General features: G+C 63.6%; 11 protein-coding genes and 2 pseudogenes. 5 read left to right on the top strand and 8 right to left on the bottom strand.

Going from position 1 to position 12,950, the window contains the following annotated elements; translation table 11 throughout:
* Positions 1 to 111 precede the first annotated feature (111 nt).
* Entirely contained in the window at positions 112 to 1,311 is a 1,200-nt protein-coding gene (locus GV035_RS14665) for an amino acid aminotransferase (protein WP_159835780.1), read from the top strand.
* Positions 1,312 to 1,403: 92 nt separating this feature from the next.
* Here GV035_RS14665 and GV035_RS14660 read toward each other — a convergent pair whose 3' ends face one another.
* Positions 1,404 to 1,619, bottom strand: a complete 216-nt coding sequence (locus GV035_RS14660) for a hypothetical protein (RefSeq protein ID WP_159835779.1) — start codon at positions 1,617 to 1,619, stop codon at positions 1,404 to 1,406.
* 258 nt (positions 1,620 to 1,877) lie between these two features.
* On the opposite strand from GV035_RS14660, the gene GV035_RS14655 reads away from it, so the two are divergent.
* Entirely contained in the window at positions 1,878 to 2,396 is a 519-nt protein-coding gene (locus tag GV035_RS14655; protein ID WP_159835778.1) for a hypothetical protein, read from the top strand.
* A gap of 99 nt (positions 2,397 to 2,495) precedes the next feature.
* On the opposite strand, the pseudogene GV035_RS14650 reads toward GV035_RS14655, so the two are convergent.
* The 3 genes and pseudogenes from GV035_RS14650 to GV035_RS14640 form a co-directional block, all read right to left on the bottom strand.
* Positions 2,496 to 2,762, bottom strand: a pseudogene (locus GV035_RS14650) (lactate utilisation protein LutB domain-containing protein); the annotation flags it as partial.
* A gap of 2 nt (positions 2,763 to 2,764) precedes the next feature.
* On the bottom strand, positions 2,765 to 4,177 hold the full coding sequence (locus tag GV035_RS14645; protein WP_159835777.1) for a lactate utilization protein B: 1,413 nt from the start codon (positions 4,175 to 4,177) through the stop codon (positions 2,765 to 2,767).
* A gap of 31 nt (positions 4,178 to 4,208) precedes the next feature.
* Entirely contained in the window at positions 4,209 to 4,943 is a 735-nt protein-coding gene (locus GV035_RS14640; protein WP_159835776.1) for a (Fe-S)-binding protein, read from the bottom strand.
* Positions 4,944 to 5,076: 133 nt separating this feature from the next.
* On the opposite strand from GV035_RS14640, the gene GV035_RS14635 reads away from it, so the two are divergent.
* Positions 5,077 to 5,880, top strand: a complete 804-nt coding sequence (locus tag GV035_RS14635; RefSeq protein ID WP_159835775.1) for an IclR family transcriptional regulator — start codon at positions 5,077 to 5,079, stop codon at positions 5,878 to 5,880.
* 96 nt (positions 5,881 to 5,976) lie between these two features.
* On the opposite strand, the gene pbpG is transcribed toward GV035_RS14635, so the two are convergent.
* Positions 5,977 to 7,155: a D-alanyl-D-alanine endopeptidase gene (gene pbpG / locus GV035_RS14630; RefSeq protein ID WP_159835774.1), complete on the bottom strand. Its 1,179-nt coding sequence runs from the start codon at positions 7,153 to 7,155 to the stop codon at positions 5,977 to 5,979.
* A gap of 709 nt (positions 7,156 to 7,864) precedes the next feature.
* Here pbpG and GV035_RS14620 point away from each other — a divergent pair.
* Both GV035_RS14620 and GV035_RS29745 read left to right on the top strand, forming a co-directional pair.
* A complete protein-coding gene (locus GV035_RS14620) occupies positions 7,865 to 8,443 on the top strand; it encodes a phasin family protein (RefSeq protein ID WP_159835772.1) in 579 nt (192 codons plus the stop codon).
* 145 nt (positions 8,444 to 8,588) lie between these two features.
* The gene (locus GV035_RS29745) at positions 8,589 to 8,711 is read left to right on the top strand and encodes a hypothetical protein (RefSeq protein WP_268892262.1); all 123 of its coding nucleotides are present in this window, start codon (positions 8,589 to 8,591) and stop codon (positions 8,709 to 8,711) included.
* 330 nt (positions 8,712 to 9,041) lie between these two features.
* Here the strand turns inward: GV035_RS29745 and lpdA are convergent, their stop codons facing one another.
* The 3 genes and pseudogenes from lpdA to aceF all read right to left on the bottom strand — a co-directional run bounded on the left by lpdA (position 9,042) and on the right by aceF (position 12,887).
* Positions 9,042 to 10,784, bottom strand: coding sequence for a dihydrolipoyl dehydrogenase (gene lpdA, locus GV035_RS14610; protein ID WP_328699809.1), 1,743 nt, complete (start codon positions 10,782 to 10,784; stop codon positions 9,042 to 9,044).
* A gap of 132 nt (positions 10,785 to 10,916) precedes the next feature.
* Positions 10,917 to 11,129, bottom strand: a pseudogene (locus GV035_RS29845) (biotin/lipoyl-containing protein); the annotation flags it as partial.
* Between the two features lie 111 nt (positions 11,130 to 11,240).
* The gene (aceF, locus tag GV035_RS14605) at positions 11,241 to 12,887 is read right to left on the bottom strand and encodes a dihydrolipoyllysine-residue acetyltransferase (protein ID WP_159835770.1); all 1,647 of its coding nucleotides are present in this window, start codon (positions 12,885 to 12,887) and stop codon (positions 11,241 to 11,243) included.
* Positions 12,888 to 12,950 lie beyond the last annotated feature (63 nt).

Below are 12,950 nucleotides of genomic sequence, written 5' to 3'. Positions count from 1 at the left end.
CGCAAAAGTCCACGCGCCGCGCCGTTTTTCCTCACCGGGGCGCGACCGCGGGCCGCAACTCCGCCGTTGCGCATGTGCCGCAGCCTGTCCTTTCCACACTGCCGATAGATCATGTCCCTTTTCTCTGCCGTCGAACTCGCCCCTCGCGACCCGATTCTGGGCCTCAACGAAGCCTTCAACGCCGACCCGCGCCCGACGAAAGTCAATCTCGGCGTCGGCGTGTACACGAACGAAGAAGGCAAAATTCCGCTGCTGCGCGCCGTGCGCGAGGCGGAGAAAGCTCGCGTCGAGGCTGCGCTGCCGCGTGGTTATCTGCCGATCGACGGTATCGCCGCGTATGACGCCGCCGTGCAGTCGCTCTTGCTCGGGAAGGACTCGCCGCTGGTCGCAGACGGCCGCGTCGTCACGGCGCAGGCGCTAGGCGGCACGGGCGCGCTCAAGATCGGCGCGGATTTCCTGAAGCGCGTGAACCCGAGCGCGGTCGTCGCGATCAGCGATCCGAGCTGGGAAAACCATCGCGCGCTGTTCGAAGGCGCGGGCTTCGAGGTGGTCAACTATCCGTATTACGACGCCGCGACGCACGGCGTGAACTTCGAAGGCATGCTGGCCGCGCTGAACGGCTACGCGGCGGGCACGATCGTCGTGCTGCACGCGTGCTGCCACAACCCGACCGGCGTCGATCTGACCGATGCACAGTGGTCGCAGATCGTGGAAGTGGTGAAGGCGCGCAATCTCGTGCCGTTCCTCGACATCGCGTATCAGGGTTTCGGCGAGAACATCGACGCCGACGCTGCCGCCGTGCGCCTCTTCGCCGCGGCGGGATTGAACGTGTTCGTGTCGTCGTCGTTCTCGAAGTCGTTCTCGTTGTACGGCGAGCGCGTCGGCGCGCTGAGCATCATCACGGCGAGCAAGGAAGAATCGGCGCGCGTGCTGTCGCAACTGAAGCGCGTGATCCGCACGAACTATTCGAACCCGCCGACGCACGGCGGCTCGATCGTCGCGGCCGTGCTGGCCTCGCCCGAACTGCGCGCGACGTGGGAGCAGGAACTCGGCGAAATGCGCGACCGCATCCGCGCGATGCGCAACGGCCTCGTGCAGCGGCTGGCGGCAGCGGGCGTCGACCGTGACTTCTCGTTCGTCGACAAGCAGCGCGGCATGTTCTCGTATTCGGGCCTGACGGCCGCTCAGGTCGACCGCCTGCGCGAAGAGTTCGGCATCTATGCGGTGAGCACCGGCCGCATCTGCGTGGCCGCGCTGAACACGCGAAATCTTGATGTCGTCGCGAATGCCGTCGCCAGCGTGCTGAAGTAAGCGACCGCATCGCGCGAGAACGCTGAAAACAAAAATGGCGTCTTTCTAACGGAAGACGCCATTTTTTGTGTGCTTCTGCGGACGATCTGAAGCTATAGCGCGCGAGACGCGGGGCCCACGGCGGGCACGGCTTCGTCCGAGTCGACGAGACCGTAGGAAATGGCACGCGCCAGTTCGGCACTCACGCTCGCGACGCCCGTCTGCTTGTGACGCGCGGCGGATTCCCGCTCCTGCGCGTGCATGCAAACGGTCAGCGCCGCCAGCAACAGGACGGCGAAAGGCCAGTAGGTCGATATTTTCTTTCTCATGGGACTACCTCATTGGATGCCGGGCAAGCAGCTCACCCACTTGCCGACGCTGCGAATGGTACGGAATCGTTCATCTCAGAAAAAGCCGGCGATGAGCGAAAGTCCGTTGCGCGAAAGACAATAAGCAAGGCGTTGGCCTGACATCGCGATAAAAGTAAAACTGCGACAGCCCGTCATAAAACCTTACAAAGTTCTTGGGGACAATGACGTCGAGCTGATGTCTCATGAAACATGCTTGCAACGAAACGCTCAACGGTCATGAAAGTCGCTGGATTGCTCGTCTTCTCATCTGCGCTGCTCCTCGGTGGCTGCGCGGCCTATCCTGACGGTCCCGCCTATGGCGGCTACCCCGCGCCATACGGCGATCCCGGCTACGACGCTTATGGGTATGGCGGTCCGGTCGTGCAGCCGGGCGTCGTGATCCAGGGGGGCTATTACGGCGGCGGCGGCGGATACTACCCCGGCCCCGGACGCTATTGGGACGATGGCCCCGGCTGGCGTCACGGACCTCCGCACGGATGGAACGGCGGTGGCGGCCATCACGGCGGGCCGCCTCCGGGTCATGACGGTCAGCCCGGCGGTCCGCCGCAACACGGCGGCGGCGGCAATCCGCAGGCCGGCGGCCCGCCGCACGGCGGCGGCGGTGCGCCGTTGCCGCAAGCGGTCGGCGGCGCCCGCCCGCGGCCGCCGCAGGCAGCGCCTGCGGGCGGCCACGGCGAAGGCAGCGGTCATGGAGGGGCCGATCAACGGGGCTTTCTCGGGCGCATCGGCGGTTAGCGCGTACGCCCTGGCTTCATGTTGAATCGAAAAGGCCGCGCCGGATCACGCGATCCGGCGCGGCCTTCGCTTTCTCGCGAGCATCGCGCGATCAGTCGATCAGCCGATATGCGACCGCTGTGCCTTGTACAACTCCCGGAACGTGCGGCCGACCGGCGCCGGCATATCGCGCGTGGCCGTCCAGCCCGCGCCGAAAGGCAGCCGCGAGATCGCCTTCCGATTTCCGCCCGCGCGTTCCAGCACGCGCACCATGAGTTTCGTCAAGAGCGCGTAGGCGGCGGGACGCATCGCCAGATAGCCCCACGCCGCGAGCGCCGCGCGCTCCGTCCACGGACGCAGACGGCGCTCCATCTGCTTCTCGCGCAGTATCAGCCGATATGCGACCGCTGTGCCTTGTACAACTCCCGGAACGTGCGGCCGACCGGCGCCGGCATATCGCGCGTGGCCGTCCAGCCCGCGCCGAAAGGCAGCCGCGAGATCGCCTTCCGATTTCCGCCCGCGCGTTCCAGCACGCGCACCATGAGTTTCGTCAAGAGCGCGTAGGCGGCGGGACGCATCGCCAGATAGCCCCACGCCGCGAGCGCCGCGCGCTCCGTCCACGGACGCAGACGGCGCTCCATCTGCTTCTCGCGCAGTTTGCGAAGCAGGTCCGAGATCGGAATGCCCACCGGGCAGACGCTATTGCATTCACCGCAGAGCGTCGCGGCTTGCGGCAGATCGAGCGCCTTGTCGATTCCCACATACGCCGGCGTGAGCACCGAGCCCATCGGGCCGGGATACACCCAGCCGTACGCATGTCCGCCGATCTTCTGATACACCGGACAATGGTTCATGCACGCGCCGCAGCGGATACAACGCAGCATCTCCTGGAAGTCTCCGCCGATGAGCCCGGTGCGCCCGCCATCGACGAGCACGAAGTACATGTGCTCTGGACCGTCCGTTTCGCCGGGCGCGCGCGGGCCGGTGAGCAGCGAGAAATAGTTCGAGATGGTCTGGCCCGTTGCCGAACGCGGCAGCAAGCGCATGGCGGTGGCGAGGTCTTCGAGCGTCGGCAGAATTTTTTCGATGCCCGTCACGGCCACGTGAACGCGCGGCATGACAGTGCACATGCCTTCGTTGCCCTCGTTCGTCACGACGGCGACCGAACCCGTCTCCGCCACCAGGAAGTTGCCGCCCGTCACGCCCATGTCCGCAGTCATGAAGTGCGGACGCAAGACTTCGCGGGCCTCGCGCGTCATTGCGGGAATCTCCGTCAGGCGCGGCTTGCCGTGCGTCTTCGCGAAAAGGTCGGCGATCTCGTCCTTATCCTTATGCACAACGGGCGCGATGATGTGGCTCGGCGGCTCGTTGTCGTTGATTTGCAGGATGTACTCGCCGAGGTCCGTCTCGATGGACTGCACGCCCATCGCGCCGAGCACGCGGTTCAGCTGCATTTCCTCGGACACCATCGACTTCGTCTTGATGACCTTCTTCACGCCATGCTCGCGTGCGATGTCGGCGACAAGACGCGCCGCGTCCTGCGTCGACTCCGCGTAGAGCACCGTCGCGCCGCGCCGCGTCGCCTCGCGCTCGAAGGTTTCGAGCCACACGTCGAGGTTGTCGAGCGCGCGATTGCGCCGTTCCTTGAGCGCCGCCCGCGTGGCTTCGAAGTCGATGTCGCGCACCGCGCTCGCCCGCGCGCTGACGAACTTGGTCGATAACTTCGTGAGGTTTTGCTGGAGCCGCTCGTCGGCGAGCTTGCTGCCGGCGCGCGCCTTGAAGTGCATCGTCTGGACTTGCATGGCTTGATCTCGTTTGAGTGTCGGATGCGGATCAGGCGGAACGCTGCGCATCGCCGGCGAGCACTTGCGCGATATGCAGCACGCGCGTCGTCGTGTCGCCGGTGCGGCGCAGGCGCCCTTCGATGTTCAGCATGCAGCCCAGATCGCCGAGCACGACCGCGTCCGCCCCGCTCGCCTTGATGTTCGCGCATTTCTCGTCGACGATCGCGGTCGAGATATCGCCGTACTTCACCGCGAACGTGCCGCCGAAGCCGCAGCAGTGCTCGCAGCCAGCCATCTCCGTCACCGGCGCGCCGGCCTGCGCGAGCAGCTCGCGCGGCTGCGACTTCACGCCGAGTTCGCGCAAGCCCGAGCAAGCGTCGTGATAGGTCACGATGCCGTCGAACACGCCAGGTTCCATGCGCGCCTGTGCGACCGTGACCAGGAAATCGGTCAGTTCGAACACGCGCGGCTGCATGCGCGAGAAGCGGTTCATGAGGTCGGGATCGTCCCGGAACAGGTCGCCGTAGTGCGCGCGAATCATGCCGCCGCACGATCCCGACGGCACGACGACATAGTCGAACTGCTCGAATTCGCGCAGGGTCTTTTCAGCGAGATCGCGCGCGAGGCGCCGGTCGCCGGAGTTGTACGCCGGCTGACCGCAGCACGTCTGCGCAGGCGGCACCGTGACCTCGAAGCCGGCGCGCTCGATCAGCTTGATGACGGAGAAACCGATCTCCGGCCGCATCATGTCGATGAGACACGTCACGAATAAACCGACTCGCATGGCGTTTCCTTGTTGTGTTAGTGCGAAGCGCGTCGATTATCCGCCAAACCCCGACGGTTTCGAATATGCCGGCTTTTCACATTATGAGATACAATCGCGGTTCCGCTGTTTGACGCATCAACCGATTCGAACGATGAGCGATACGAACCCGGAATCAAAGACATCCATTCAGGTTATCGAGCGCATGATGAGCCTGCTCGACGCCCTCGCCGATCACACCGATCCGGTGAGCCTGAAGGAACTCTCGCATAACACCGGTCTGCACCCTTCCACCGCGCACCGGATCCTCAACGACATGGTGGTGTGCCGGCTGGTTGACCGCTCGGACCCGGGCACCTACCGGCTCGGCATGCGCCTGCTCGAACTCGGCAATCTCGTGAAGGCGCGGCTGTCCGTGCGCGAAGCGGCAATGTCGCCGATGCGCGAGTTGCACCGTCAGACCGGGCAGACCGTCAATCTTTCCGTGCGTCAGGGCGATGAGATCGTCTATATCGAGCGCGCGTATTCGGAACGCTCCGGCATGCAGGTCGTTCGGGCGATCGGCGGGCGCGCGCCGCTGCATCTGACATCGGTCGGCAAGCTCTTTCTCGCCGCCGACGAGGCCGCCCGCGTGCGCGCTTACGCCATGCGTACGGGTCTTTCGGGCCACACGCAGAACAGCATCACCGATCTCGCCAAGCTCGAACGCGAGCTGTCATTCGTGCGGCAGCAGTCGTGCGCTCGCGACAACGAAGAACTGGAGTTGGGCGTGCGCTGCATCGCGGCAGGCATCTACGACGACACCGGGCGCCTCGTCGCCGGTTTGTCGCTTTCAGCGCCGGCCGACCGGCTTCAGGACGCCTGGCTGAAGCAACTGAGCCATACCGCGCTGGAAATTTCGCGGTCGCTCGGGTATCACGAAGCGCAGCCGGGCGAAGCGCATCAGCCGCAGCGATAAGGGCGCTAACGGCTTAGCAAAGGAAAAAGCCGGATTCGTCGTTCGACGAATCCGGCTTTTGTTTTGCCGGTGACTGCGCTCATTGAGCCCAGGCGATCAGGGGTTCGCGCCGCCACCCATGTCCGCGCTCATGATGCGCGGCTCGCCGAGCGTATCGAGGTAGGAACGCAGGCGGGTCGCGTCGGCGAAACGCGAATACTTGCCGTACGAGTCCAGCAACACGATGATGACCGGCCGGCCATGCACGTTCGCCTGCATGACGAGGCATTCGCCCGCTTCGTTGATGAAGCCCGTCTTCTGCAAGCCGATGTCCCACGACGCGTTGCGCACCAGCGCATTCGTGCTGTTGTAGGCGAGCGTGCGCTTGCCAGTGAACACGTCGTAGCTGCGGTCCGTGGAGAACTTGCGGATCAGCGGATACTGGTACGCCGCGTTCACCATCTTGACGAGGTCACGCGCGCTCGACACGTTGAGGCTCGTCAGTCCCGTCGAATTCTCGAAGTGCGTGTCGGTCATGCCGAGCGCCTTCGCCTTCGCATTCATCGCGGCGATGAACGCCGGACGCCCGCCCGGGTAATAGCGCGAGAGCGCGGCGGCCGCGCGGTTTTCGGAAGCCATCAGCGCGATATGCAGCATGTCTTCGCGGTTCAGCACCGAACCCACGGAAAGCCGCGAGCCCGTGTACTTCTCGTAATCGCGGTCTTCGTCCGTCACCGCGATTTCGTCGGTGAGCGGCATGTGCGAATCGAGCACAACCATGGCCGTCATCAGCTTCGTGATGGACGCGATCGGCACGACGGCGCGCGAGTTCTTGTCGAAGAGCGTCTCGGACGTGTCCTGATCGATCACATAGGCCACGCTCGAACGGAGCGCGAGACTGTCCGCCGTTTCATGCAGCCCGAACGCCTGACCGACCGACGTGGCGCGCGGCTGATACGCCACCGCATGCACCGCGGCGCGGCGCGCGTGCGGGTCCATCCGATAGTTCACGCGACGCTTGTGGGAAACCTTCGGCGCGTCCTCGTCGTCGGCGCCTGCGGCAACTTTCGCCGGGCGCGCGGCTTTGCCGGACTTCGCGACGCGAGCGGGCCTCGCGCTCTTTTCTTCGGTGGAAGACTTCTTGACGTGCTTGTTGACGGTGACGGATTTGGCAAGGGCTTCAGCCGGAGCCGCTGCAAACGAAGTCGCTACAGCCAGTGATACGGCGAGGGACAAAGCCGAGCGCAATGCCACGCCGTGCACCACCTTTAGCGACGAAAACATTTCGGTTTTCATTAGTGTTTTGTTGGGCGGCTGGAGAGTACCGCCAAGTGTAGTGAAGCTGCGAAATTTAAGCAATATTAAGCACTTATCGGCACTCGTTAAACCGAGTTGTAAGCGTTGATTGCTTGTTTCTGCGTCATCGCGAATCGCGATCGGAAAAAACGATCGCTTTCCGCAGACCGATGCCGCCATGAACGCGCTTTTGTACGAGACGACTCACGCGTTGTCGGCAAAAAATTCTGAAACTTGAGTGCTGACTTGATGAATGAGCGCAGCGGCCGCCCGAAATCGCCCGATACAGGCGGAGCGTCACGGCGCTGATTGATGTGCGTCGGATCAACAGTCGAAATGTTAACGGTTCTACGACAATTTGGTGTACGGCGACGTCTTAAAAATAGGACGCTCGCAAGAATCGTCCTATCAGACGGCGCGTAGCGACTCGCACCGATGTCGATCGCGCATGTCTTTCGCGGCTTCAAAGCGGTGCAAGGGCTTTCCCGCAGCGCCGGCGCGCACGACGGCATTCATTTACTTAAGCCCATGATTACTCACATCTTCCCGCCGATGGTGCAATGCACAAAAAGTGCTTGACATCACTAGGAATATCTCTAAAATGGGCTTCATGTTGCGACGCACCAATAGAAGTAGCACCAGCTAGCAGCATTTCGCTGCATAACCAAGCCACGACCCGCCATGATGGGTCGGCTATCAGGAGCCTGAGATGACCCTGTTGACCCCCGAACAAATCGCCGCTGCACAGAAAGCCAATTTCGACGCCCTCTTCGGCCTGACGAACAAGGCGTTCGAAGGCGTGGAAAAGCTCGTTGAACTGAATCTGCAAGTCGTCAAGTCGACGCTCGCCGAAGGCCAGGAAAACGCCCAGCGCGCGCTGTCCGTGAAGGACGCGCAAGAACTGCTCGCGCTGCAGGCCAGCCTGACGCAGCCGGTCGCGGAAAAGGTGCTGTCGTACGGCCGTCACCTGTATGAAATCGCATCGGCCACGCAAGCCGAGTTCGCCCGTGTCGCTGAAGCGCAATACGAAGAGCAGAACCGCAAGGTGCAGGCACTCGTCGACAACGTCGCGAAGAACGCGCCCGCTGGTTCGGAAACGGCCGTCGCCGTGATGAAGTCGGCCATCACCGCCGCCAACACGACGTACGAGACGGTTCACAAGGCAACGAAGCAAGCTGTCGAAATCGCCGAAAGCAACTTCAACGCAGCCGCCACGGCCGCGACGAAGGCTGCCACGCAAGCGACGGAACAAGCTGCCCGCGTCGCGAAGCGTCCGACGGTTGCCTAAGTCTGAATCGACTGTCTTAAGCTGTACCGTTGTGCGAAAACCCGGCTCCGGCCGTAATGCCGTTCAGTTAAGCGACTGAACGGCATTTTTCTTTTCGGCGCAAAGTAGTTGTAAACCGGGCGCGGCGGTGTTAACTAGCATCGCCATGCTGGTTGATGATCTGCGCCTTCTGGTCGAATCACAGCCGCCGCTCGAATGGGGACGGCTGGGCCAGCATCTGCCGTACGAATGGATCGAGGCTGCCGTGCAGGCTGGTGGCAGCGCCTGAGCTTCATCCGCGCATTCCACACCATTCAGTACGAAATGACATGGGCAGCCGTGACGCGCTCGTACGGCAAACTCCCCGCGCTGCTCAAGCGCCTGCGTGAGCGGCTCAAACAGCTTCCCAATAAAAAACGGCCCGGGCGCAGTTGCGCTCGAGCCGTCAAATCGCGACCGTTTCGCTACACCGTTCGAGTCCTCAAAAGAGACCTTAACTGAACGGCATTACGGCTCCGGCCGGGTTTTTCTTTGGCCGCGCCAAAAGGCCACGCCATGTAAAAAGGCGCGTTCCCCGCCAAGGGAAACGCGCCTTTCTCACTTCTGACGGCGGACTGCCTTACTTCTTGCGCTGCGGCGGCAGATCCGTACAGACGCCTTCGTACAGCTCGGCTGCCATGCCGATCGACTCGCCAAGCGTCGGGTGCGGGTGAATCGTGCGGCCGATGTCGGTCGCGTCCGCGCCCATCTCGATCGCGAGACACACTTCGCTGATGAGATCGCCCGCGTTCAATCCGACAATGCCGCCGCCGATCACACGATGCGTCTCTTCGTCGAAGATCAGCTTGGTGAAGCCCTCGTCGCGGCCATTGGCGATCGCGCGGCCCGACGCGGCCCACGGGAACACTGCACGGCCATACTTGATGCCTTCGGCCTTGCACTGATCCTCGGTCTTGCCGGCCCACGCCACTTCCGGATCGGTATAGGCCACCGACGGAATCTGCATCGCGTCGAAGTACGCCTTCTCGCCGTGCGCCGCTTCCGCCGCGACGTGGCCTTCATGCACGGCCTTGTGCGCGAGCATCGGCTGGCCGACGAGATCGCCGATCGCGAAGATGTGCGGCACATTCGTGCGCATCTGCTTGTCGACGTTGATGAAGCCGCGCTCCGTTACCGCCACGCCCGCCTTGTCCGCGCCGATCTTGCCGCCGTTCGGCGTGCGGCCGACCGACAACAGCACGAGGTCGTAGCGTTGCGGCTCCGCCGGTGCCTTCTCGCCTTCGAAAGTCACGTAGATGCCGTCGTCTTTCGCCTCGGCCTTCGTGGTCTTCGTCTTCAGCATGACGTTGGCGAAACGCTTGGCGTTGAACTTCTCCCAGACCTTCACGAGATCGCGGTCCGCGCCCATCATGAGGCCGTCGAGCATTTCGACGACATCGATCTCTGCGCCGAGCGTCGAATAAACCGTCGCCATTTCCAGACCGATGATGCCGCCGCCCACCACCAGCATGCGCTTGGGCAGCTGACGCAGTTCGAGCGCGCCGGTCGAATCGACGACGCGCGGGTCATTCGGGAAGAACGGCAGCATCACCGACTGCGAGCCCGCCGCGATAATCGCCTTCTTGAACTTGACGACCTTCTTGCCGTCCGCGCCCTGCACTTCCATGTGATGCGGATCGACGAACGTGCCGACGCCCGTCACCACCTGCACCTTGCGCGCCTTCGCCATGCCCGCGAGGCCGCCGGTCAGCTTCTTGACGACGCCTTCCTTGAAACCGCGCAGCTTGTCGAGGTCGATGGTCGGCTTGCCGAAGCTGATGCCGTGTTCGGCGAGTTCGTGCGTTTCATCCATGACGAGCGCCGTGTGCAGAAGCGCCTTGGACGGAATGCAGCCCACATTCAGACACACGCCGCCGAGCGTCGAGTAACGTTCGACGAGCACGGTCTTCATGCCGAGGTCGGCGGAACGGAACGCCGCAGAATAACCCCCGGGACCCGCGCCGAGCACGAGCATCTCGCATTCGACATCGGCCGAGCCGGAAAAGCTGCCCGCTTGCGGCGCGGGTGCGGCGGTCGCTTTCTCGGCCGGTTGCGGCGCGGCGGCGGTCGGCTTCGTCGGGACATAGGTAGTGCCGCCGCCCTGTCCTTCGAGCGTGAGGATCAGCGTGCCTTCGGAGACGTTGTCGCCGACCTTCACCTTCAGTTCCTTCACGGTGCCGGCCGCGGGCGAAGGCACGTCCATCGTGGCCTTGTCGGATTCCAGCGTGACGAGCGACTGTTCCTTCTCGACCGTATCGCCCGCCTTCACGTGGATTTCGATAATCGGAATGTCCTTGAAGTCGCCGATATCCGGCACCTTCACGTCCTGCGTGCCGCCGCCCGACGCAGCGGGCGCCGATGCAGCGGGTTGCGCGGTCGACGCTTCCTTCGGCGCGCTGCCAGCGGGCGCGCCGGACCCGGCCGCCGCGCCTTGCGTCTCGACCATCGCGATGACCGAGCCCTGCGAAACCTTGTCGCCCTGCTTGACCTTCACTTCCTTGATGGTGCCGGCCACGTCGGCGGGCACTTCCATCGTGGCCTTGTCGGTTTCGAGCGTGATGACGCCCTGTTCCTTTTCAATGACGTCGCCGGGCTGGATATTGACTTCGATGACATCGACATCGGAGAAGTCGCCGATGTCGGGTACTTTTAGTTCGACGAGACTCATGGTGTCCCCTAAGAGAAGAGCGGATGGAACCGCACGCGCATCACGGCGCGCGCAGTTCCGCCGTCGGCTGGACAGCGCGTTCGGACCGGCAAGCCCGAACGCGCGCCACGATCAAAGAATGACGCGACGGAAATCCGCCAGAATCGCCGACAGATAAGCGTTGAAGCGCGCAGCTTCCGCACCGTCGATCACGCGATGGTCGTACGACAGCGAGAGCGGCAGCGTGAGGCGCGGCACGAACTGCTTGCCGTCCCACACCGGCTTCTGCTGGCCGCGCGACAACCCGAGGATCGCGACTTCCGGCGCGTTGATGATCGGCGTGAAGTGCGTGCCGCCGATGCCGCCCAGCGACGAGATCGAGAAGCAGCCGCCTTGCATCTGGTCCGGCTTCAGCTTGCCTTCGCGGGCGAGCTTCGACAGCTCGGCCATCTCCTTCGCGATATCGACGAGGCCCTTCTTGTCCGCATCGCGGATCACGGGAACGACGAGGCCGTTCGGCGTATCGGCTGCGAAGCCAACGTTGTAGTACTTCTTGAAGACGAGCGTGTCGCCGTCGAGGCTCGCGTTGAAGGTCGGGAACTTCTTCAGCGCCGCGACCACGGCCTTGATGACGAACGCGAGCATCGTGAACTTCACGCCCGCTTTCTCGTGCTCCTTGTTGAGCTTGACGCGCAGCTCCTCCAGCTCGGTGATGTCCGCTTCGTCGTTGTTCGTGACGTGCGGAATCATGACCCAGTTGCGATGCAGGTTCGCGCCCGAAATTTTCTTGATGCGCGACAGCGGCTTTGGATCGACCGGACCGAACTTCGTGAAATCGATCTTCGGCCACGGCAGAAGGCCCAGCTCGCCGCCGCCACCGCCTGCCGGCGCTGCTGCGGCGGCCGCCTTGCCCTGCCCCGTCATCACGCCCTTCACGAACGCGGTGACGTCCTGCTGCGTGATGCGTCCCTTCGGACCCGTGCCGCTCACGCGCGTCACATCCACGCCCAGCTCGCGTGCGAACTTGCGTACCGAAGGCGATGCGTGGCTCGACGTGCGGTTGCCGTCGCGGGCCGGCATCACCGGCGCTTGCGCGAGCGCGGACGGCGCTTCTTTCGCGGGCGCGGGCGTCGCCGGCACGTCGGACGGCGCTTCGACCGGCTTCGCGGCTCCCTGCTTCGGCGCCGCTGACGCCGGCGCCGCGCCTGCGCCACCTTCGCCGCCTTCCAGCACGAGAATCAGCGATCCTTCGGACACCGTATCGCCGATCTTCACCTTCAGTTCCTTGACCGTGCCCGCGGCGGGGCTCGGCACGTCCATCGTCGCCTTGTCGGATTCGAGCGTGACGAGCGACTGCTCCTTCTCGACTTTATCCCCGACCTTCACGGCGATCTCGATGATCGGAATGTCCGTGAAGTCGCCGATATCCGGCACCTTCACGTCGACCGAGCCGCCGCCCGATGCCTGCGCAGGCTGCGACTGCGTCTGCGTTTGCGCGGGCGCTTCTTGCTTGGCGGGCGCAGAAGGCCCTGCCGCGCCGCCGCCTTCCAGCACGACGATGAGCGTGCCTTCCGAGACGTTGTCGCCCACCTTGACCTTGACTTCCTTCACCGTGCCCGCTGACGAACTTGGCACGTCCATCGTGGCCTTGTCGGATTCCAGCGTGACGAGGGATTGTTCCTGCTCAACGACATCGCCCGGCTTGACCAGCACTTCGATCACGGGAATGTCCTTGAAATCGCCGATGTCCGGCACTTTGACTTCGATCGCTTGACTCATTATTAGTGTCTCCTGGGTTGCACGCGGCCTCTTTCCGCTTCGGAAAGAGGCTGCGTCACAACG

It is taken from the genome of Burkholderia sp. 8Y (genome assembly GCF_902506145.1).
GTDB lineage: Bacteria > Pseudomonadota > Gammaproteobacteria > Burkholderiales > Burkholderiaceae > Caballeronia.
This window is presented reverse-complemented; position numbering and strand designations above follow the sequence as displayed.